This is a genomic window from Streptococcus oralis, assembly GCF_003943395.1.
Lineage (GTDB): Bacteria > Bacillota > Bacilli > Lactobacillales > Streptococcaceae > Streptococcus > Streptococcus oralis_BF.
Genome location: NZ_RJPJ01000013.1, coordinates 1 through 20,871 on the forward strand (window position 1 = coordinate 1; position 20,871 = coordinate 20,871).

General features: G+C 41.2%; 17 protein-coding genes and 1 pseudogene. 1 reads left to right on the forward strand and 17 read right to left on the reverse strand.

Going from position 1 to position 20,871, the window contains the following annotated elements; genetic code table 11:
• From D8802_RS09100 to D8802_RS09135, 7 genes are all read right to left on the reverse strand, one after another.
• Positions 1-4,758 (reverse strand): SHIRT domain-containing protein (locus D8802_RS09100; protein WP_125395616.1); only part of this gene is annotated, 4,758 nt, incomplete at its 3' end.
• A 204-nt stretch (positions 4,759-4,962) separates the two neighbouring features.
• Positions 4,963-5,778: an endonuclease/exonuclease/phosphatase family protein gene (locus D8802_RS09105; protein ID WP_125395617.1), complete on the reverse strand. Its 816-nt coding sequence runs from the start codon at positions 5,776-5,778 to the stop codon at positions 4,963-4,965.
• A gap of 51 nt (positions 5,779-5,829) precedes the next feature.
• Entirely contained in the window at positions 5,830-8,016 is a 2,187-nt protein-coding gene (locus tag D8802_RS09110) for a PTS transporter subunit IIBC (RefSeq protein WP_125395618.1), read from the reverse strand.
• A gap of 228 nt (positions 8,017-8,244) precedes the next feature.
• On the reverse strand, positions 8,245-9,171 hold the full coding sequence (gene ftsX, locus D8802_RS09115; RefSeq protein WP_125395619.1) for a permease-like cell division protein FtsX: 927 nt from the start codon (positions 9,169-9,171) through the stop codon (positions 8,245-8,247).
• Positions 9,164-9,856: a cell division ATP-binding protein FtsE gene (ftsE, locus tag D8802_RS09120; RefSeq protein WP_000022257.1), complete on the reverse strand. Its 693-nt coding sequence runs from the start codon at positions 9,854-9,856 to the stop codon at positions 9,164-9,166. The genes ftsX and ftsE overlap by 8 nt, the downstream gene beginning before the upstream one ends.
• A gap of 19 nt (positions 9,857-9,875) precedes the next feature.
• Positions 9,876-10,971 (reverse strand): peptide chain release factor 2 gene (gene prfB, locus D8802_RS09125; protein WP_125395620.1). Its coding sequence is split into 2 segments (ribosomal slippage): positions 9,876-10,898 and positions 10,900-10,971, totalling 1,095 coding nucleotides; the frame shifts between segments, so codons are not numbered across the junction.
• Positions 10,972-11,081: 110 nt separating this feature from the next.
• A complete protein-coding gene (locus D8802_RS09135) occupies positions 11,082-11,738 on the reverse strand; it encodes a CBS domain-containing protein (RefSeq protein WP_000268641.1) in 657 nt (218 codons plus the stop codon).
• A gap of 179 nt (positions 11,739-11,917) precedes the next feature.
• Between D8802_RS09135 and D8802_RS09140 the strand changes: the two are divergent.
• Positions 11,918-13,047: pseudogene (locus tag D8802_RS09140) on the forward strand (ISL3 family transposase).
• A 153-nt stretch (positions 13,048-13,200) separates the two neighbouring features.
• Here D8802_RS09140 and D8802_RS09145 read toward each other — a convergent pair.
• From D8802_RS09145 to D8802_RS09195, 10 genes are all read right to left on the reverse strand, one after another.
• Positions 13,201-13,911 (reverse strand): ABC transporter ATP-binding protein, encoded by a 711-nt coding sequence (locus tag D8802_RS09145; RefSeq protein ID WP_000062210.1) that lies wholly within the window; start codon positions 13,909-13,911, stop codon positions 13,201-13,203.
• Complete coding sequence (locus D8802_RS09150; protein WP_001186010.1) at positions 13,911-14,675, reverse strand: ABC transporter ATP-binding protein; 765 nt, start codon at positions 14,673-14,675, stop codon at positions 13,911-13,913. The genes D8802_RS09145 and D8802_RS09150 overlap by 1 nt, the downstream gene beginning before the upstream one ends.
• Entirely contained in the window at positions 14,675-15,631 is a 957-nt protein-coding gene (locus tag D8802_RS09155) for a branched-chain amino acid ABC transporter permease (protein WP_061416431.1), read from the reverse strand. The genes D8802_RS09150 and D8802_RS09155 overlap by 1 nt, the downstream gene beginning before the upstream one ends.
• Before the next feature lie 4 nt (positions 15,632-15,635).
• Positions 15,636-16,505, reverse strand: a complete 870-nt coding sequence (locus D8802_RS09160) for a branched-chain amino acid ABC transporter permease (protein ID WP_125395621.1) — start codon at positions 16,503-16,505, stop codon at positions 15,636-15,638.
• A 119-nt stretch (positions 16,506-16,624) separates the two neighbouring features.
• Positions 16,625-17,785, reverse strand: coding sequence for an ABC transporter substrate-binding protein (locus D8802_RS09165; protein WP_125395622.1), 1,161 nt, complete (start codon positions 17,783-17,785; stop codon positions 16,625-16,627).
• Between the two features lie 87 nt (positions 17,786-17,872).
• Positions 17,873-18,142 carry a YlbG family protein gene (locus tag D8802_RS09170; RefSeq protein ID WP_093586633.1) on the reverse strand — a complete coding sequence of 90 codons (270 nt, stop codon included), beginning with the start codon at positions 18,140-18,142 and terminating at the stop codon, positions 17,873-17,875.
• Between the two features lie 79 nt (positions 18,143-18,221).
• Positions 18,222-18,812, reverse strand: a complete 591-nt coding sequence (clpP, locus tag D8802_RS09180; RefSeq protein WP_000613467.1) for an ATP-dependent Clp protease proteolytic subunit ClpP — start codon at positions 18,810-18,812, stop codon at positions 18,222-18,224.
• A 174-nt stretch (positions 18,813-18,986) separates the two neighbouring features.
• Positions 18,987-19,616: a uracil phosphoribosyltransferase gene (gene upp / locus D8802_RS09185; protein WP_125395623.1), complete on the reverse strand. Its 630-nt coding sequence runs from the start codon at positions 19,614-19,616 to the stop codon at positions 18,987-18,989.
• Between the two features lie 88 nt (positions 19,617-19,704).
• Positions 19,705-20,172 (reverse strand): deoxycytidylate deaminase, encoded by a 468-nt coding sequence (locus tag D8802_RS09190; RefSeq protein WP_125395624.1) that lies wholly within the window; start codon positions 20,170-20,172, stop codon positions 19,705-19,707.
• An 18-nt stretch (positions 20,173-20,190) separates the two neighbouring features.
• Positions 20,191-20,748, reverse strand: coding sequence for a TetR/AcrR family transcriptional regulator (locus tag D8802_RS09195; RefSeq protein ID WP_000003897.1), 558 nt, complete (start codon positions 20,746-20,748; stop codon positions 20,191-20,193).
• Positions 20,749-20,871 lie beyond the last annotated feature (123 nt).

The window sequence follows — 20,871 nt, forward strand, 5'->3', positions numbered from 1 at the left end:
AGTCAATGCTGCGATGGCTGCTGGAAGAGTCTTACCTGCTGTCTCACTCTCGAAGCGGTAAGTAGCTTGGTACTTCTTAGCTTCAAAGGCCCACTTTCCTACAAATTCTACATCGGACTTGTTGACAACGGCGCTAACTGCGTCGTAACCCTTGAAGGTCCAAGTGCCGTCGTTCACAGTATCTGTGTATGTGGTTTGAGATGGTTGCTGAGCGGAAACAGTATCACCATTCACATAAGTTGCACTGTCGCTTGGGGTCAATGCGGCGATGGCTGCTGGAAGAGCCTTACCTGCTGTCTCGCTCTCGAAGCGATAAGTAGCTTGGTACTTGTTGGCTTCAAAGACCCATTTCCCTACAAATTCTACATCGGACTTGTTGACCACAGCGCTAGCTGCGTCGTAACCCTTGAAGGTCCAGATGCCGTCGTTCACAGTATCTGTGTATGTGGTTTGGGATGGTTGTTGAGCGGAAACAGAGGCACCATTCACATAAGTTGCACTGTCGCTTGGGGTCAATGCGGCGATGGCTGCTGGAAGAGCCTTACCTGCTGTCTCGCTCTCGAAGCGATAAGTAGCTTGGTACTTGTTGGCTTCAAAGACCCATTTCCCTACAAATTCTACATCGGACTTGTTGACCACAGCGCTAGCTGCGTCGTAACCCTTGAAGGTCCATGTGCCGTCGTTCACATCATCTTTGTAAGTGATTTCCGCTGGTTGCTGAGCTGAAACAGAGGCACCATTCACATAAGTTGCACTGTCGCTTGGGGTCAAGGCTGTGATGGCTGCTGGAAGAGATTTCCCTGCTGTCTCGCTCTCGAAGCGATAAGTAGCTTGGTACTTCTTAGCTTCAAAGGACCATTTCCCTACAAACTCTACATTTGCCTTGTTGACAACGGCGCTAGCTGCGTCGTAACCCTTGAAGGTCCATGTGCCGTCGTTCACTGGGTCTGTGTAGGTCGCTTGCGCTGGTTGCTTAGCTGAAACAGAGTTACCATTCTCATAAGTTGCACTGTCGCTTGGGGTCCAACCTGTGATTTCCGCTGGAAGAGCTTTACCTGCCGTTGCGCTCTCGAAGCGATAAGTAGCTTGGTACTTCTTAGCTTCAAACTTCCACTTACCTGTGAAAGTCAAATCAGCTTTTTTCACAATCTTACTTTTGGCATCGTAACCATCGAAAGTCCAGGTACCGTCGTTCACATCATCTTTGTAAGTCGTTTCAGTCAGCTCTTCTGGTACAACTTTTTGCGTGTTGTAATAGCTTGAGCTATCTTTTGGTGCTTTCTTCTGGATAAATTCAGGCAAATCAACACCAGACGTAACACTTACAAAAGTATAGCTTACATGATGTGGTCTAGGCGTCACTTCCCAGATACCCGTAAATGTCACGCGCTTGCCATTATAGGTCGCATTCTTCTGATCGTAACCTTTGAAGGTCCAGACATAGTCTTTTTCTGCTTCTTCTACTGATTCTTTAGCAGGTTGTTTGGCTACAATGGTGTCACCAACCTTATAAGAAGCTTCATCATTTGGAAGCATTCCCAAAATACTTTGTGGTAATGGAACACGTGCGTCAGAAGATTTGAATACATATTCTGGATTTGGAGTAGGTACCCAGCTTCCAAGGAAAGTCTGTCTGCCTTCTGCTACAACGATTTTTTCTTTATCGTATCCTGCAAATGTCCAAGTCACTTTATTTGCTGTATCAACATAAGTCGTTTCACTTGGTTGTTCAGCCAGAATTTCCTTAGGGTATAACTTGTAATCATAAGGATTTTTCGGAGTCAACTTGGTGATATGATCTGGTAGTGCAAAAGCAGGATTGGTTGATTGGAACTGATAATCTACACCATTTGGCGTAAAGCTCCAAGAGCCTGTGATGGTCTTCACTTTCGTACCTGCAATAGCTTTTCCGTATTTATCCGCATCAAAACCATGGAAGGTCCAAGTACCTGTCGGAACAGTTACTGTGGTGGTGTCAAGTTTGCTTGCATCTTTGTAATCATCAGCTCGTGCAACGAAATCAGTGCCAGCTGGAAGCATATCGCGAATCTTATTTGGAAGAGGATAAGCAGGAGTCGAGTTAGTAAATTTATACTCTACCCTATAGATCGTATCAGACTGATTGGTAGGAACCAAAATCCATTTCCCTCTAAAGATAACGTCTCCTGCCTCGACTGTTTTCACACGTGGAGAAATAGTCGTATTATCATCTTCATAGTAGTCATCAAAGACCCAAGTCCCTCGGCCATCAGGATCTTCAAATCTTGTTTTAGATGGCATTTTAACGCGAGCTTTTTCACCCTTGACAAATTCTCTTGTGTCAGAGATTAGCTCATACAAAGTTGATGGCGGATAGAGCGTTTGACCAGAATTATCTTTTGAATCTGAATAGAAGTCATAGGAAACACTACGCTTGGTCGGCTCAAAGGTCCAGTGGATAGCATAAGTAGAGTCCTCATCGTTAGCTGGCTTTTCTACGTTCTCAGGTCTCTCAGGTAGCTTAGGCTTCCATACACCATCATTTTCTGTATCATCATATTGATACAAATAGTTAATAGCATTATAGACATTGGCAGGATAATCTTTCGGAGAAGTCGTGATAGGAGCAGGAATTTGCGCCTTCAGACCATCAGGAATGGTCTTCCCTGGAGTATCACTAACAAAGTCAAAGGAAACTGTCTTATCTCTGTGTGGTGTGAAGGACCAAGTACCGGTAAAGAGAACGGCATTTTTGTTGACTACCTTACTATCGGCATCGTAGCCTTCAAATTTCCAAGTTCCCTTGTTAACAAAGTCCATATAGGTCGTCTTCAGAGGAGCTGTTGCATTGACAGTATCACCATTATTATAGTTTCCATTAATTGGAATATAGGTCGTAATTTCCTCTGGGAGAGACAGGCTAGGGTCTTTGCTGACAAACTTATAGTTTTCTGGATAGGTTGCCGGTGTAAATGTCCAAGTACCTGTGAACTTGAGATTCCATCCATCGTGATCCCAGTCGCTCACTGGTTTTTTATCAAAATCATAGCCCGAAAAGTTCCAAGTACCATTGTTAGCTGCATCATAGTAGGAATCATTAAGTGGTTTAACAGACTGAACTATATCCTTACCTTTCGGATATGTCTTCCTATCCATATATGTCCATTCACTTGGCGCATATACTGGCTTCAGATTATTGATCTCAGCAGGTAGTGCTTTGCCAGCCGTTCCACTGACAAACTCATAACTCGGTTTCCGAGGAACTGGTGTAAATTTAAACATCAATGGCATTGTAACTTTTGGCAATTCCCCATATGTAGCCGCCCGCTCTAGTTCACGGCTGAGGGTTAAATCCCATACATCTTCCTTGTAGGTCCAATTCCCATCATGTTCTGCATCATAGAAGGGTTTGTGGACATCTTGAACGTAATCGTAGCGCCGCAAGGCAGCTAGCGTATCCAGTATATCTTTAGGTAAATACTCATCACGTTTATCAAACTGATTGAGAGAAAGCTTGTAATCGTATAGCTTACTTTCTAGATCTTTTATCTCCTTAGGAAGAGGTAATTTATATTCGTCACGTGAGGTCTTAGGACTACTTGGTAACTTATAAAAATTCTCAAAATCGTGCTGGTTCATAGGTTTGTAGGATACAGTCACATCCTCAAAGTATTTCCAAGTTCCTACGAACTCTACATCGCCATTGTTTGCCACTTTACTTGGAGCATCAAAACCAGTCAAAGCCCAATAGCCTTTTCGATTAGGAAATTCTTCTGAAGTATAAAAAACATAGTGAAATTCTTTTGGTCTTACTACTTCACCCTCAGCAAATCTTCTTTTATCTTCTGGACTCCAGTTTGCAACATAAGCTGGCGGAGTTTTTCCAGGTGAACCATTAACCGCTCTATAGGTAGCCTTATATGGTGTCGGCGTAAATTCCCACTTACCTGTGAAGAAGACATCATCTTTGTCAATCACCTGACTATCATAGTCATAGCCCTTAAAGGTCCATCTGCCACTTCCATCATTCTCTAAATAAGTTGTTTCAGTTGGCTGGATGGCCTTTACTTTATCGCCCTTTTTGTAGATTTTTGTGTCTTCTGGCTTCAAGTAGTTCAGACCATACGGAGTTGTTTTTCCTGGTGTAGCACTTTCAAACTCATAAAGTGCCGAGCGAGGAGTCTTATCCTTGTCTGGGATGACTTTCGGATTTTTATCACGAAGACCTGAATTGACAAAAGTCACTAGATTGCGATAAACTTTATCAATTTCTTCTTGCTTTGTCGCAGTTTGAAGTACGCTATCAGCCGCTGTCATCATACCATTCAAGATTTCTAGACTATCGTCTGTCTTACTTGAAAAATCCCTGCTGCGCAACCCTTTGAGGTAGTTCTCCAAAGTGCTCTTGTTTAGACTTGCATTTGCTGTTGCTGGTTGAGCAGTGGATGCAGCTGGCTGGCTTGTGCCTGTAGCTGGCTGAGCATTTTTAAAAGCAGTCGAATCTGTTGCTTGACTTGTCTCTGTCGTAGCAGGTGCAGCAGACTTCAAAGCAACTTGGCTTTCTTTCTGAGGCTCTGCTTGCTCTGTTGCAGAAGAGCCCACCGAGACCTGATTTTCTGCCTTATTCTCCACTTGTTCAGTAGCCGTAAGCTCATCAGCTTGAGCTACTTGAGCGGCTCCCATGACCGCAGGCGCAAACAAAAATCCAATCGCAAGTGACACAGTAGCAACTGACAATTTGCGGATTGAATATTTTATCTTTCTATCCTGAAAAAACATTCCAGTCCTCCTTTTATTTCATAATTTCATTCTATCATAAATAGTTAATATTAGCGATTTTTTTTGACCGTAAATTTTTAAAAACTTATTTGTGGATATTTCCTCATAATATACAAATATACAAAAAAACTCCTTCTCCAAAATAGTAATTATAGGGATTTTTGTAAAAAAATGAAAGGAATCGCTTCCTTTCATTTTTTGCTTTTATTTCCAATTTAATACCGCATTCAAACCATAATGATCGCTGACTTGTGGACTATTCTGACCATCAAAAACTACATGCAAGCTTTCTACTTCTAACTCTTTCGTTGTAAAGACATAGTCAATTCGAAGCGGTTCGGTATTTCCTTTCCAACCATCAATTTCTGGTGGAACGGTATAGCTACCGCTTCTCTCCTTAGCAACTTCAAAAGCATCTTGTAACTCTAGAGGACTAGCTAGAATCGCTTGGTAGCCTTCCTGACCAGCTGGGTTATTGAAATCACCAGCTAAAATCAGAGGTTTGTTCAAATCTTTCAGCACAGCCTCAAATCGAGCCCATTCTTCCTGGAAACCTTTATCCCACCAAGAGAGATGGACGCTTGCAAAAGCCAGCTCCTTCCCTTCAACCTCTGTCTCTGCCAAGGCGACACGGCGAGTATGGTAGTCCGTTGGGTCATCTACATCAGACACTAAAATTTCACGCGCCTTAATAGGCGTTTTAGATAAGATTGCCACACCTTCATGGTAGCGGTCATAGCCGATATGATTGTAAGCCCAAGTCCAGTAGTAATTCTTCTCCTTCTCAGCCAACTTTTCAACCAAAAGTCTCACATAGTGGTCTTGATGAATGGGTTCTGCCGCTGGTAAAGCTTGATAAAGATGATCAACCTCCACTTCTGGAGAAGTAATTTCTTGATTGATTTCTTGGAAGCAAATCAAATCATAGTCTTTTTCAAGAATATCCTGGAGCAAGAGCTGGAATTTTTCCTCTGCTTCCTTCTCCATCCAACTGTGGGTATTGAGTGTTAAAAATTTCATGCTTTTCTCCTAAAACAAGAGGTTGGAAAACAGCTTCCAACCTCAAGTATATTACAATTCTACTTTAGCAACTGCTGTTTTAGCTGCAATAGAACCAGTTTGTTCTAATTTAACAGATTTGAGAACATCTCCATTTGTGAAGACGACCACTGTTGATGTTTCGCGACCTGCCGCACGGATGGCATCCAAGTCAGCTGTAACAAGAAGATCACCAGCAGCAACCTTTTGTCCTTCAGAAACGTGAACTGTGAATGGTTTACCTTCAAGGCTTACAGTATCCAAACCGATGTGAACAAGTACTTCAAGACCTGCTTCAGTCACAAGACCAAGAGCATGTTTTGTAGGGAAGATACTTGATACAGTACCTGTAACTGGAGATACGATATTTCCATTGGCTGGTTCTACCGCAAATCCGTCACCCATCATTTTTTGAGCAAAAACTGGGTCTTTCACTTGTTCCAAGGCAATGACTTGACCGTCAGCTACTGAGTAAACATCCTCAGTTACACCTTTGTAATGTACAGTATTTTGTTGAGCTTCTGTCATTTGGCTTGGAAGAGTTTCAGGAATGATTTCACCTGAATCAAGGATATCTTGGATATCAGATTTCAACACGTCAGCTTTTGGTCCGTAGATAGCTTGGACACCTTGTCCTTTCATGACAAGTCCCATAGCCCCTTCAGCTTTCCATTCTTCCTCAGTACCAACACGATCTGCATCTTTAACAGTTACACGAAGACGAGTCATACATGCATCTACATCTACGATGTTTGCACGGCCACCAAGAAGGTTAATGATATTTACAGCTTGAGAAGCAGCTGCAACTTTTGTTTCACCTGAAGCAGCTCCTTCTGAAGCTCCTTCAGCAGTTTCATAGTTTCCGTTACGTCCTGGAGTTGCATAGTTGAATTTTTGAATCATGAAGTTTGCGATAAAGTACATGATTACAGCAAAGAGAACAGTTACCCAGATAAAGTTAACGATATCCATACCAATACCAGCATTAATTGCTAGTGGTGTACGAGTCAAGAATTCAATTGAACCGAATGAGTGGACACGAAGGTGAACAATATCTGCCATAGCAAAGGCAGCACCTTGAACTACTGCATAAACAAGGTAAAGCGGTGTTGCGATGAACATGAACATATACTCGATTGGTTCAGTAACCCCTGTCAAGAATGTTGCAAGAGCTGTCGCAATCATCATACCTTTATATTGATGTTTCTTATCAGCATCGACATTACGGTAGATAGCCACGATCACACCCATCAAGATACCGAATGAACCGATCATTTGTCCAACTTTGAAACGAGCTGGGTGAACAGTATCTAACAATTGTTGGTAGTGACTTGCATCTGTACCTTTAAGGTTAACAAGGTCTGTTACCCATGCAAGCCATAGTGGGTCTTGACCAAATACTTGAGTACCTTTAGCTGCACCAGTTAAAATGTCATAAGTACCACCAAGAGCTGTGTAGTTCATTGGGATAGTCAACATATGGTGAAGACCAAATGGCAAGAGCAAACGTTCCAAGGTACCATACAAGAATGGTGCGAGAACTGGCGCAGTTTCTTGTGAGTTGGCAATCCAGATACCAAAGCTATTGATACCTGTTTGAACTACTGGCCAGAAAGCAGCAAGTAGAATTGCAGCGATTGCTGAACGAAGAATAACAACAAACGGTACAAAACGTTTCCCGTTGAAGAATGAAAGTGCGTCTGGAAGTTTACGGTAGTTGTAGTATTTGTTATAGGCAGTTGCCCCTACAAAACCTGAGATGATCCCTACGAATACACCCATGTTAAGGGCTGGTGCTTCAAGAACACTGATAAAGTAATCAGCAACTTTGATTGAACCACCAAAGAAAGTAGTTACCATAGCATCTGGATTTTTCAACATATCACCTGATACACCAAAGATTGTACCAGTGATACGGTTAATCAAGATGAAGGCAAGACCAGCGGCGAAAGCACCACCAGCGCGCTCTTTAGCCCAGCTTCCTCCAATAGCGAGGGCAAACAAAATATGAAGGTTACCGATAACCCCCCAACCAATTTGCTCTAGTACGCCACCAGTAATAACTAGGGGAGCAAGGTTTGGGTCAATCATTGCAAGTGACTTACCGATTGAAATCATCAAACCAGCAGCCGGCATAACCGCGATAACCACCATCAAAGCCTTACCGAATTTTTGCCAAAACTCGAAAGACAAGACATTTTTGAATGTAGCTTTCATCATTCAAATCTCCTTTATTTTATTTAGGCAAACGTTTTACGAAAACGTTTGCACTTGTTTATGATTTAATTATACCACTTTATTTTTTTTTGTAAAGGCTTTTATAAAAAAAAATTCTGTTTTTCTTAAATTTTTATACAAGTGCTAAAAGAAAAAAGAGAAGCTCAAGAAAACTTCTCTTTTAAAATTGTATTATTTCTGATTTGGTCTGCAAGTTGCATTTATATCCAACTAGATCTTCAAGAATCGACGCATCGAAATTCCTGAACCAATTGAACCAATGAAAATACCAATCACAAACAATAGGACTGTCATCAAAGGGATAAACACATCTGGTGTAATCATTGACAAGTTTTGCCCCACCAAAGATTTATTGACAGATTGATAAACCATATTGTAAACAAAGAATACAAGGACTGAAGGAATCGCTGCACCTAGTAAGCCGATAAAGGCACCTTCTAGCAAGAATGGACCACGAATATAGCCATTTTTAGCTCCTACTAGACGCATGATCTGAATCTCACGGCTCCGAGAAATAATGGTAATACGGATGGTATTGGAAATGAGGAAGACTGCGATGAAAATTAAGAGCCCTGCAATAACCAATCCCCAAACACGGATAAAGGAAGCCAGTTCAAAAAGTCGTTGAGTGTTGGCACCACCGTCTTGAACCTCAGATACCCCTTCAATTTTCTTGGCCTCTTCTGCTACTTTAGGAACATCACTCGGAGTATTGGTATCAACGATATAGGCATCATAGAGAGGATTAGCGTCTCCTTCAAAGACCTTCCAATCGTCTCCCATCGTTTCAGTCAATTTTTGATACTGCTCTTCCTTGCTTGAAAAAGTGACATTCTTAACACCTTGCATGGCTTTTAAGGCATCATAAACCTTGTGGTAGTCATTATTGGTAACTGTCTGACCTTCTTTTTCAATCGTTTCACTATTATCTGCTACATCCTTACGAATGTAAACCATGACTCGAACGTTGTTCTCGATATCGGTAGCCAGCTTCGCTGTATTAAAAATTACAGATGCAAACAGGGCAACCAGAGTCAAGGTAATCATAACCGAACTCACTGCTGCTACTGTCATCCAGCCATTTCGTTTTAAACTTTTGAGTGATTCAAATAAATGGCGAAAAAATCTACTAATCATCGTATCCATATTCTCCTTTAGCTTCGTCACGAACGACACGGCCATTTTCAATGGCAATGACACGGTGGCGCAAGGTATTTACAATCTGGCTATTGTGGGTCGCCATCAAGACAGTCGTACCTTGGAGATTGATGCGTTCCAACAGATTCATAATTTCCCATGAATTATCTGGGTCCAAGTTTCCTGTCGGCTCATCGGCAATCAAGACCTTAGGATTGTTCACAATCGCACGAGCAATGGCAATCCGTTGCTGCTCTCCACCTGAGAGTTCGTTAGGGAAAGAGCGAACCTTGTGTTTCAAACCGACCAAGTCCAAGACTTCCATAACACGTTTTTTAATGTTGCGACGGTTCTCTCCGATAACTTCCATTGCGTAAGCAATATTTTCATAAACGGTTTTCTTGGGCAAGAGTTTGTAATCTTGAAAGACTACCCCAACACTGCGACGGAGTAGAGGGATATCTTTCTTCTTGATTTTAACCAAATTAAAGCCTGCAACTGTTAGGCTCCCTTTTTCAATCTTTACTTCTCGATATAAAGCTCGAATAAAGGTTGACTTCCCTGCTCCAGAAGGCCCAACGATATAGGCAAATTCTCCTGGTTCAATACTAAGAGAGACTCCACGAAGAGCAGTCGTTCCGTTATCGTATTTTTTGACAACATCTCGCATTTCAATGATTGACATGTGAGTTCCTTTCTATTTCTTAGCTGATTCGCCACTTGAGATAAGCGTCGATGAAACCATCAAGGTCTCCATCCATGACCTTATCTACCTGAGCGACTTCAAAGCTCGTACGGTGATCTTTTACCATGGTATAAGGTGTGAAGACATAAGAACGAATCTGACTTCCCCATGTGATTTCCTTTTTCTCACCTTTGAGGGAGTCGACTTCCGCAGCTTTCTTTTCTTGCTCCATTTGATAGAGCTTGGCTTGCAACATCTTCATAGCACGATCTCTATTTCCATACTGGGTACGATCGACCGTTGATTGGACGACAGTTCCCGTAGGAATATGTGTCAAACGCACACCTGTTGAAACTTTATTGACGTTCTGTCCACCAGCACCACCTGAACGGAAGGTATCCATTTTGATATCATCTTCACGAATCTCCACTTCGATAGTATCATCCAACTCGGGCATGACTTCCACGGAGGTAAATGAAGTATGACGACGTTTGGCAGAGTCAAATGGAGAAATACGTACCAGACGGTGAACACCCATTTCTGACTTGAGAAGGCCATAAGCATTTGGACCTTCAAAGGATAAGGTCACAGACTTGATACCCGCTTCATCACCTGCTTGGTAATCCAAGACCTCTACTTTAAAGCCTTTGGCATTTCCATAGCGAGTATACATACGGAGCAACATATCACCCCAGTCCTGAGCCTCAGTACCACCAGATCCTGGATGGATCTCCAAAATCGCATTATTATGGTCATAAGGTTCTGACAAGAGAAGCGTCATCTCGTAGCTGGTCATCATCTTATCAAGCTCTGTCAACTGTTCGACCAGTTCATCATGGACTGACTCGTCTTCTGCTAAAAAGTCCAATAAAATCTCAACTTCATCCTGCAACTCCTCCATTTTACGGAAGGTGTTATAGGCATTTTTTAATTCATTTAATTCTTGCGACGTTTTTTGGGCCGCGATATTATCGTTCCAAAAATCAGGTTCTGTCATCTTGTTTTCCAAGATGGCAATCTCTTCCTCTAGTCCTTCGAGGTCAAAGAGACCCCCTGAAAGAAGCTAATTTTTCACGATTTGCGTCAATTTTTTGACGAATTTCTGAAATGTCCATAAATACTCCTTTATTCACATCGTTTCATTATACCACATTCTCTCATTTCTTTCCATATTTTGCTTGTTATTTCAAATTGTATACAAAAAAGAGGGCTTTCACCCTCCATTTTATAACTTTTTAGCAGAGGTTCGAGCAATCTCCTCTACTTGGATACCTTGCGCTTCAAATTTCTCCTTCAGGAAGGTTAAATCAATCGTCCCATCAATTTGAACCTCAATCACGACCTTGCCGTCCTTGCGTGGAATATTGACTGTGTGTGAAATATTCAGATTTTCTTCTACAATCAAGGTCACAATCTTGCCCAAAACCCCGACTTCATTTTCCGTAATAAACCGAACACGAATTCCTTCCTCGCCGTAGCCAGCAATTTCTAGAAAGGCTTGAAAAACATCACGATCTGTAATCACACCGTAAACCTGCTGGTTGTCCACAACTGGAAGAATACCGATCTTATTCTTCAACATGAGATAGGTCGCATCTTCTAGACTTGCATAACCTGACACTGTGATGACATCCCGAATCATGACGTCTTTGACTTTGGTCTTATTGAGAAGATAATTCATCTCATAGATGGAGAGACTGGTTGCTTTAGACGGACTGGCTTCAGCAATAGTTCCTTCTGTTACAAGACCAACCAATTGATCATTTTCGATAACAGGTAAACGGTGCAAGCCTTGCTCGCGCATCAAATCTGCTGCATGTGCTACAGTCGTATCTGGACTGATATAAACTACCTTGCGGGTCATAAAATCTTTAACTGCCATGAGATTTCTCCTTCTTTATTGCTACTATAATTATACACTTTCTTACGCAATCAATCAAACGCTTTCATATTTTTTTCAAGATTCAGAAATATCTGATGAATCTCTATATTACTCCAATACAAAAAAGTCCCATAAGACCTCTAATGAAAAGCAACCAAACCATCATTAGAAAGAATCTTATGGAACAGTTAAATTTTATCACAGACTTACTGGGAATTAAAGACCCTAACATCAAGAGTGTAGGTATTATCAATATGGATCCCCCACAAGGAAATCACTGAAGAAATATGATTTTCAAAAACCGTCTAAGATTTCTTCCCCTGAAACGACTGGCATGCCTACTAGAATTCTCCTTAAAAACGCCGTTTAAAGTGCTATCATTGCTCAAAAACTAGTTGAAAAAACTTCTATGACTGATATTGCCCATCAACTGTCCATTTCAACTTCAACTATTATCCGAAAGCTCAATGACTTTCACTTTAAACATGATTTTAACCGACTTCCTGAGATTATGTCTTGAGACGAGTATGCCTTCACTAAGGGAAAGATGAGATTCATTGCACAAGATTTTGATTCCAGAAAGATCCTAGCTATCTTAGATAGGCGGACTCAAGTGACGATTCGCAATCATTTCCTTCGTTATTCTAGATAGGTGAGAAGTCGTGTGAAAGTCATTGCTATGGACATGTTTAGTCCCTATTACGCCCTCGCTAAGAAACTATTTCCAAACGCTAAAATCGTCCTCGATCGCTTTCACATTGTACAACATCTAAGTCGAGCTATGAACCACCTTCGCATCCAATTCATGAATCAGTTGGATCGAAAATCTCATGAATATAAGGCACTCAAACGTTACTGGAAACTCATCCAACAGGATAGTCGCAAACTAAGTCACAAACGATTTTATCGCCCAATTTTTCGCATGCATTTGACCAACAAAGAGATTCTGGAAAAGTTGCTCTCTTACTCTCAAGAACTCCGAGAACACTATGAACTCTACCAACTCCTGCTTGTTCATTTTCAAGAGAAGCAAGCCGAACATTTCTTTAGACTCATTGAAGAAAGAATTGCTTGTATAAATCCTATCTTTCAGACTGTTTTTAAGACCTTCTTGAAAGAGAAAGATAAAATTATAAACGCTTTAGTGCTTACCTACTCAAACGCAAAACTAGAAGCTACGAATAATCTCATCAAAGTCATCAAGCGAAACGCTTTTGGATTTCGGAACTTTGACAACTTTAAAACTAGAATTCTCATTGCTTTAAATATCAAAAAGGAGAGGACTGATTTAGTCCTCTCCAGGGTATGACTTTTCAGCAACCCACTACAGTTGACAAAGAGCCACAAAAAAAGCCCCCTAATTGGAGCTCTTCAAATTCATATGCCAACTAAAACAATCCACTGGATCTGATGATTGCTACGCAATCTCTATCTACCGACTAAAAAGGTCCCCCGGACCTTTTTAGCCACCTAGATATGCTTTTCTGACTTCGTCTGATGCTGCGAGTTCTTTTCCTGTTCCTGATAGGACAATCTTACCTGTTTCAAGCACATAACCTCGGTCAGAAATAGCAAGGGCCTTGTTAGCGTTCTGTTCAATTAGGAGAACCGTTGTTCCTTGCTTCTGAATGTCTTGGATGATATCAAAAATTTCTTGGATAAAGATAGGGGCAAGTCCCATTGATGGTTCGTCCAAGAGAAGAAGCTTAGGCGTAGACATGAGAGCACGTCCCATAGCCAGCATCTGCTGTTCACCACCTGAAAGAGTTGCTGCATCTTGGTTTTTACGTTCTTCAAGACGTGGGAAGCGTGAGAAAACTTTTTTCAAGTTGGCTTGATTTTCCTCACGATTTTTCTTCAAGAAAGCTCCCATTTCTAGATTTTCCATAACAGTCAAGCCTGGGAAAACATGGCGTCCTTCAGGGACTTGTGAAAGACCACCTGCCACGATTTTTTGCGCTGGCATCTTTTGAATTTCTTTTCCTAAAAACTGAATTTTACCAGCACTTGGACGAACCAAACCTGAAAGGGTACGAAGAATGGTTGTTTTACCAGCACCATTGGCACCAATCAAGGAAACAACTTCACCTTCATTAACCTCGAAACTTACATCACGAACTGCTTGGATCATACCGTAATGCACAGAGAGGTTTTCAACTTTTAACATAGACATTAGGCTTCACCTCCTAGATAAGCTTCGATAACACGTTTGTTGTTCTTGATCTCATCCGGAGTCCCATGAGCAATCAACCGACCATATTCAAGAACATAGATACGCTCAGTGACTTCCATAACCAAATTCATGTCGTGTTCGATGAGCATGATGGTAATTTTAAATTCATCTTTGATACGACGGATCAATTCTGTCAATTCAGCTGTTTCTTGTGGATTCATCCCAGCTGCAGGCTCATCCAAAAAGAGGATTTTAGGTTCAGTTGCCAGAGCACGAACGATTTCTAATCGACGTTGTTGACCATAGGCCAGATTCTTAGCCAGAGTATCTGCGTCACCATCCAAATCAAAAATCTTCAGCAAGTCCAAAGCTTTATTTTTTAATTCTTCCTCATTCTTATAGAAAGCAGGCAGGCGTAGAAAGCTAGCGAGGACATGTTGTTTATGATGATTTCCAAAAGCGATGAGAACATTGTCTAAAACTGTCAGATCCTTGAACAAACGAATATTTTGGAAAGTACGACTGAGTCCAAGTGAGGCAATCTTATAAGGAGTTTTCCCATTTAGGAGGTGACCATCTAGTGTCACCGTACCTTCACTTGGTTCATAAACACCCGTCAAGAGATTGAAAAGAGTTGTTTTACCTGCCCCGTTTGGTCCAATCAGACCAACCAATTCTCCCTCGTTCAATTCAAGAGTGACATCTCCAACAGCTGTTAGACCGCCAAAATGTTTGGTTAACTGTTTAACTTCAAGTAATGCCATTAGTTTTGTCCCTCCTTCTTAGATTTTTTAAAGAAACGTGATAGACTCAATTCCCATGTCCCAAGAAGTCCACCTGGTCTGAAGATCATGACCAATACAAGAGCCAAAGCGTAGATGATCATACGTACGCTAGCTACATCCTGAAGGAGCATATTTAAAATTCCTAAAACTATCGCTGAAACGATGGTACCAGTAATAGATCCAAGTCCACCAAATACAACGATAATCAACACGTTGATGGAATTAATAAAGGTGTAATCTTTTGGGACAACAGATCCGATAAAACCAGCCTGAAGTGAACCAGCAATACTTGCTGTAATAGCACCAAAGACAAAAGCGATAATCTTGATCTTTGTAGTGTTTACCCCAACGGACTCTGCAGCAATCTCATCCTCACGAACAGATAAAGTAGAGCGTCCGATTGGACTACGTAGGAAGTTGAGGGTTGCAATAGTTGTGATAATTATAAAAAGATAAACCATTTGCCAGTTGGTAAAGTTTGGAATACCCAAGATACCAGCAGCACCGTTGGTCAAACTTCCACCATTAATGATAAAGATACGGATGATTTCTGAAACACCTAGTGTCGCAACAGCCAGGTAGTCACCCTTCAAACGGAGTGTCGGAATCCCAACGAGCAAAGCGACTGCACCAGAAATCAAGGCACCCAAGACCATTGCTCCAAAGAAGGCACCATAGGTTGGTGATTTTGAACCAATAATCGCTGCTGCATAAGCCCCAATCGCCATAAAACCTGCATGACCGAGTGAGAATTGTCCTGAAAAACCAACAATTAAGTTCAGACCTACTGCAAGGATGATATTAATCCCAATTTGTTCTAAAATTTGGACATGAAATAGATTGAGAACACCAGCAGAAACCAGTACACTGATCAGCCCATAACCTGCTAACAGAAGGAATAACCAGAGAATATTTACTTTAAGATTTGTCTTCATTTGTTTACACCTTCTCTTTCACATTCTTGCCGAGGATACCTGCAGGACGAACAATCAGAATCAAAAGCAAGATTCCATATACAATGGCATCACGGAAATCAGACATACCAAAGGCAGTTGCAAAAGTTTCCAACAAACCAATAACAATTCCCCCTAGAGCTGCACCAGGAATAATCCCGATACCACCAAGAACGGCCGCAACGAATGATTTCAGACCTGGAGTCACACCCATCAACGGTTCAAGAGAGTTGTAGTAAAGGGCAATGAGGACACCTGCCGCTCCAGCAAGGGCTGAACCCAAAGCAAAGGTAAAGCTGATTGTACGATTTACATTAATTCCCATCAATTGAGCTGCGTCACTATCAACTGATACCGCACGCATGGCTTTCCCCATTTTTGTTTTTTGAACAATCACTTGCAATAAAATCATCAGGAGTAAGGAAACTGCTAAAATCATTAACTGGACGTTTGTCAAGCTGATTGGCCCCAAATCATAGCGAACTGTTTGAATGGCTTGAGGAAAGGCACGAGTATTGGCACCGACCAAATAGACCATTCCATATTCAAGTAGGAAAGACACTCCGATAGCAGTAATCAATACAGCAATACGTGTAGAGTGTCGCAAAGGACGGTAGGCAAGAAATTCAATCACAACACCAAGTAGTGCGGTTCCTACCATTGAAATAATCAAAGCTAAAAAGAAATTCATTTGGAAAGAATTAATCAAAAAGTAACCAATAAAGGCTCCCATCATATAAATATCACCGTGGGCGAAGTTGATGAGTTTGATAATTCCATAAACCATGGTGTAACCCAGGGCCAAAAGTGCATAAACACTACCCAGAATTAAACCATTCACAAGTTGTTGGAGCATAGCATTCACTCTTTTCTATCGTTATTTTTTAGAAAATTTCTCAATTTTCACAAGTTCATAAACATCGAAACAGGGAGTGAGTCAAAGGCTCATTCCCTATTTCAACTACTATTCTAATGTTATGGTTTTACAACTTCTGCTGCTTCCACTTTACCATTATTCATGGTCATCATGTAAGCAGTTTTCACTGTGTTGTGATCTGCATCAAAGCTCGTTTGACCAGTCACACCATCAAAGTCTTTGGTTTTAGCAAGATTGTCCTTGATTTCACCTGAGTTTTTAGCACCTTTTGCAGCATTGGCTACTAGATAAACTGAGTCATAGGCCAAAGCTGAGAATGTTGAAGGTTCTTCGTTGTATTTTGCACGGTAGGCTTCAAGGAAAGCTTTAGCTTTTGCAGAAACATCAACTGTAGTTGAGAATCCTGAGATGAAGTAAATGTTTGAAGCTCTTTCAGCAGTTGCTTGTTGAACAAATTCTTCACCGTTAAAGCCGTCACCACCAACGATAGGTTTATCAATTCCCATACCACGCGCTTGGTTTACGATTTTACCTGCTTCTGTGTAGTAACCTGGAACAACGATAGCGTCAAACTCTTTCCCTTTCATTTTAGTAAGGGCTGCTTGGAAGTCTGTATCTCCTGCTACGAATGTTTCATCTGCAACAATTTCACCTTTGTAAGCTTCACGGAAAGCTTTGGCAACTCCTTTTGCATAGTCGCTAGCATTATCTGTGTACAAGACAACTTTCTTAGCCTTCAATTTATCAGAAACGTAGTTTGAAATGATTTTCCCTTGGAAGCTATCTTGGAAAGTTCCGATAAATAGATATTCTTGACCTTTAGTCAAACCGTCTTGAGTCGCACTTGGTGAAATCAATGGAACTCCTGCTTGAGTAGCGTTAGCTACAGCTGCAGCAGTTGCACCAGATGTCGCAGGTCCTACGATAGCTGTAACTTTTGATTGGGTCACTAGGTTAGTTGTAACAGAGGCAGCCTCAGCAGTTTCAGATTTGTTATCTTTATCCACAACTTCGATTTGTTTTCCATCGATACCACCTGCAGCATTGATTTCATCAACAGCAAGTTGAGCACCTTTTTGTTCAGAAGTACCATAGGCAGCTACAGCACCTGTTTCTTCAAAGTTAAAACCGATTTTGATAGTCTTTTCGTCTACTGGGTTACCAGTTGTATTTGACGCTCCTGACTTGACCTCTCCACAGGCAGCGAGAAAAGCTACGCTAGCAAGAGCCACAAAAGATAGGGCAAATTTTTTCTTCATTTTTAATCTCCTTATGGTTATTTCAAAAATAGTATGTTAAGAATATACCGAATTATCAGAAAATTGTCAACACATTTATCTCATTTTTTAAATGATAACGTTTTCCTCAGTGCGATAGAGATTGCCAACAAAGGGAGTTTCTAACTCTTGAATGTGGCAACGTCTTATTTTTTTGATAAATCTTTCCTTACCTAATCTCTCAACTAAGTCATCTAGCTCCTCAGTTGGAACATAGAGCTGCAAGTAACGATGTTTTTTGGAATGGTAACAGATATCACCGTATTCCTGAAGTTTTTTTGCATCTCGATTATAGTAAAGATAGATGATTAATCCTGAACGATTGACCTTTTCAAACATGGTGAATCCTCTTTCTAAGAAATCTTCTCCTAATTATATCAAAAAAAGCAAACTCCGTCGAGTTTGCTTTCTAGGTTGCTTAGCTTAAAGAATTGTTGGCCATGATTTCATCAATGAAGCCATATTCGAGCGTTTCTTGGGCACTCATCCAGTAATCACGTTCAGCATCCGCGTGAATTTGCTCAACTGATTTACCTGAGTTATCTGCAAGGATTTGCTCCAAAGTCTTACGAGTTTTGAGCAAGTGTTCCGCAGCGATTGCCATATCTGTTTGTTGGGTACCACCACCTGTACCACCCATTGGTTGGTGAATCATGTACTCTGCATTTGGAAGCATGAAACGTTTGCCTTTTGCTCCACTTGATGCAATGACAGTCCCCATAGATGCTGCCATTCCCATAACGATGGTTTGAACATCTGCCTTGATAAAGTTCATGGTATCAACGATTGCCAAACCAGCTGAAACAGAGCCTCCAGGCGTGTTGACATAAAGGTAAATATCCTTTGTGCTGTCTTGGGCATCCAAGAAGAGCAACTGGGCGATAACGGAGTTGGCCATGTTGTCTTCAACTGGACCTGTTAGCATGATGATGCGATCTTTCAGAAGACGAGAGTATATGTCATAGGAACGTTCTCCACGGCTTGTTTGTTCAATAACTACAGGAATCATTCATTTCTCCTTTTAATGTTGAATTTTCTTAGTCATACGACTTCAATACAGAACTATTATATCTTTTTGGTCAAAAAAGGTCAAATTTTTGCTCTATTTTCTAAACAGAAACAAAAACTCAACCTCCTTTCAAAACTGAAACTAACCCTCAATCTCAATGTTTACTTTGGAATTTTATTTGGTACCGAACAAGCGGTCTCCAGCATCTCCGAGACCTGGAACAATATAGCCATGTTCATTCAAGTGTCCGTCCAGAGCTGCTGTAAAGATTTCGACATCTGGGTGAGCTGCTTGAAGAGCTTTCACTCCTTCTGGAGCAGCTACTAGGCAGACAAACTTGATATTTGATGCGCCACGTTTTTTAAGCGAGTCAACAGCCAAGATAGCTGATCCACCTGTTGCAAGCATTGGATCGACGACAAAGATTTGACGTTGGTCAATGTCCTCAGGCAATTTCACCAAGTATTCAACTGGTTGAAGGGTTTCTTCATCACGGTACATACCGATGTGCCCAACTTTTGCTGCTGGGACCAAGCTCAAGAGCCCATCTACCATCCCGATACCTGCACGTAGGATTGGGACAATCGCCAATTTTTTACCAGCCAATTGTTTTTGAACTGTTTTTGTGATTGGTGTTTCGATTTCCACATCTTCAAGTGGAAGATCACGAAGTACTTCATATCCCATCAACATTGCAATCTCATCTACTAGCTCACGAAAAGCTTTTGTAGAAGTGTCTGTACGACGCAAGATTGACAATTTATGCTGAATGAGTGGATGATTAATGACTTCAAGTTTTCCCATTTTCTGAATTCCTTCTTTCAATTTATTCTTCTTATTATATCAAAAAACGGTTTAAAAAGCTTTCTAAACCATTTATTTTTATTAATTTTTAAATCAAATCTGCCTCTTGAAGAGCCGTCTGAACAGTCTCTAATGGTAAATGGGTCAACTCGGTGCCTTTTTCATGATAAAGGTACTGGGCATAGTCATCCATTCGGTACTGGTTGATATAAACCACGCGCTTACAACCAACTTGTAGCAGTTGTTTGGTGCAGTTCAGACACGGAAAATGGGTCACATAGGCTGTAAATCCTCTTGGAACCCCTCGTTCGGCTCCTTGCAAGATGGCATTAATCTCGGCGTGAAGGGTTCGAACACAGTGACCTTCAATGACCAGACATTCGTGGTCAATACAGTGCTCCGTTCCTGATACGGAACCATTGTAGCCAGTTGAAATGACTTTATTGTCCTTAACGAGGACAGCTCCCACCTTGGCACGTTTGCAGGTCGAACGATTGGCAATCAGTAAAGCCTGGGCTGCAAAGTACTCATCCCAAGCCAGTCTTTTTTCTGTCATAAGTCTTCTCCTTATCCCCTATTTTTTGAAAAATGGCAAGCGTAAATCTGCAATCTTTTCAGCCGGAACCTTCATGCCATCCTTGATCCATTTGAGCAGAACCGATACGATGGCAGAGCTCCAAAAGGAATGAAGGTAGCTGCTAACGCCTTTTGACTTTCCGTGGTATTTTTCTAGAAATTCCTGCATGGCTTGGACAAAAATCTTTTCCAAATGATAGTCCAGAGCAAGTTGGATAACCTTGGCTTCTTTCTTAGCTGCGCGGAAAAGGTGTACCCAGACTAGATAAAGATCGGTTTTGACATCGTAGTGGCTCAACTGTTCCATAATGTTATGGACACTGCGTTTAAAAACACTTTCCAAAATCTCTTCTTTAGAGTCATAGTTACGATAGAAGGCAGCACGAGAGACGCCCGCCCGTTTGACTAATTCTGAAATACTGATCTTTGCCAAGTCCTTTTTCTCTAGAAGTTGCAAAAGAGCCGTCTCGATTGCTTCTCTGGTCAAAAAATTGGATTCTTGATTTGATTTTCTGAGATTTTCAAGAGATTTTTCAGATATTTTACGTTCAGACATAACAATTTCTTTCTACTTGTGACAACAGAGAGGTAGTACTTTTGTTTCAAGGGCTTTCATGATATAATTGTAAAAAAAGACAGAACCTTTGTCAATGTATAAGTGACAAAGATGGAGAATTTC

Excerpts from the sequence above, each read along its gene's own strand:
- D8802_RS09150 (WP_001186010.1), bottom strand. The coding sequence starts at position 14,675 with ATGGCATTACTTGAAGTTAAACAGTTAACCAAACATTTTGGCGGTCTA.
- D8802_RS09190 (WP_125395624.1), bottom strand. The coding sequence starts at position 20,172 with ATGACAGAAAAAAGACTGGCTTGGGATGAGTACTTTGCAGCCCAGGCT.
- ftsE (WP_000022257.1), bottom strand. The coding sequence starts at position 9,856 with ATGTCAATCATTGAAATGCGAGATGTTGTCAAAAAATACGATAACGGA.
- upp (WP_125395623.1), bottom strand. The coding sequence starts at position 19,616 with ATGGGAAAACTTGAAGTCATTAATCATCCACTCATTCAGCATAAATTG.
- D8802_RS09195 (WP_000003897.1), bottom strand. The coding sequence starts at position 20,748 with ATGTCTGAACGTAAAATATCTGAAAAATCTCTTGAAAATCTCAGAAAA.
- clpP (WP_000613467.1), bottom strand. The coding sequence starts at position 18,812 with ATGATTCCTGTAGTTATTGAACAAACAAGCCGTGGAGAACGTTCCTAT.
- D8802_RS09155 (WP_061416431.1), bottom strand. The coding sequence starts at position 15,631 with ATGAAGACAAATCTTAAAGTAAATATTCTCTGGTTATTCCTTCTGTTA.
- D8802_RS09110 (WP_125395618.1), bottom strand. The coding sequence starts at position 8,016 with ATGATGAAAGCTACATTCAAAAATGTCTTGTCTTTCGAGTTTTGGCAA.
- D8802_RS09135 (WP_000268641.1), bottom strand. The coding sequence starts at position 11,738 with ATGGCAGTTAAAGATTTTATGACCCGCAAGGTAGTTTATATCAGTCCA.
- D8802_RS09145 (WP_000062210.1), bottom strand. The coding sequence starts at position 13,911 with ATGTCTATGTTAAAAGTTGAAAACCTCTCTGTGCATTACGGTATGATC.
- D8802_RS09105 (WP_125395617.1), bottom strand. The coding sequence starts at position 5,778 with ATGAAATTTTTAACACTCAATACCCACAGTTGGATGGAGAAGGAAGCA.
- D8802_RS09170 (WP_093586633.1), bottom strand. The coding sequence starts at position 18,142 with ATGTTTGAAAAGGTCAATCGTTCAGGATTAATCATCTATCTTTACTAT.
- D8802_RS09160 (WP_125395621.1), bottom strand. The coding sequence starts at position 16,505 with ATGCTCCAACAACTTGTGAATGGTTTAATTCTGGGTAGTGTTTATGCA.
- D8802_RS09165 (WP_125395622.1), bottom strand. The coding sequence starts at position 17,785 with ATGAAGAAAAAATTTGCCCTATCTTTTGTGGCTCTTGCTAGCGTAGCT.
- ftsX (WP_125395619.1), bottom strand. The coding sequence starts at position 9,171 with ATGATTAGTAGATTTTTTCGCCATTTATTTGAATCACTCAAAAGTTTA.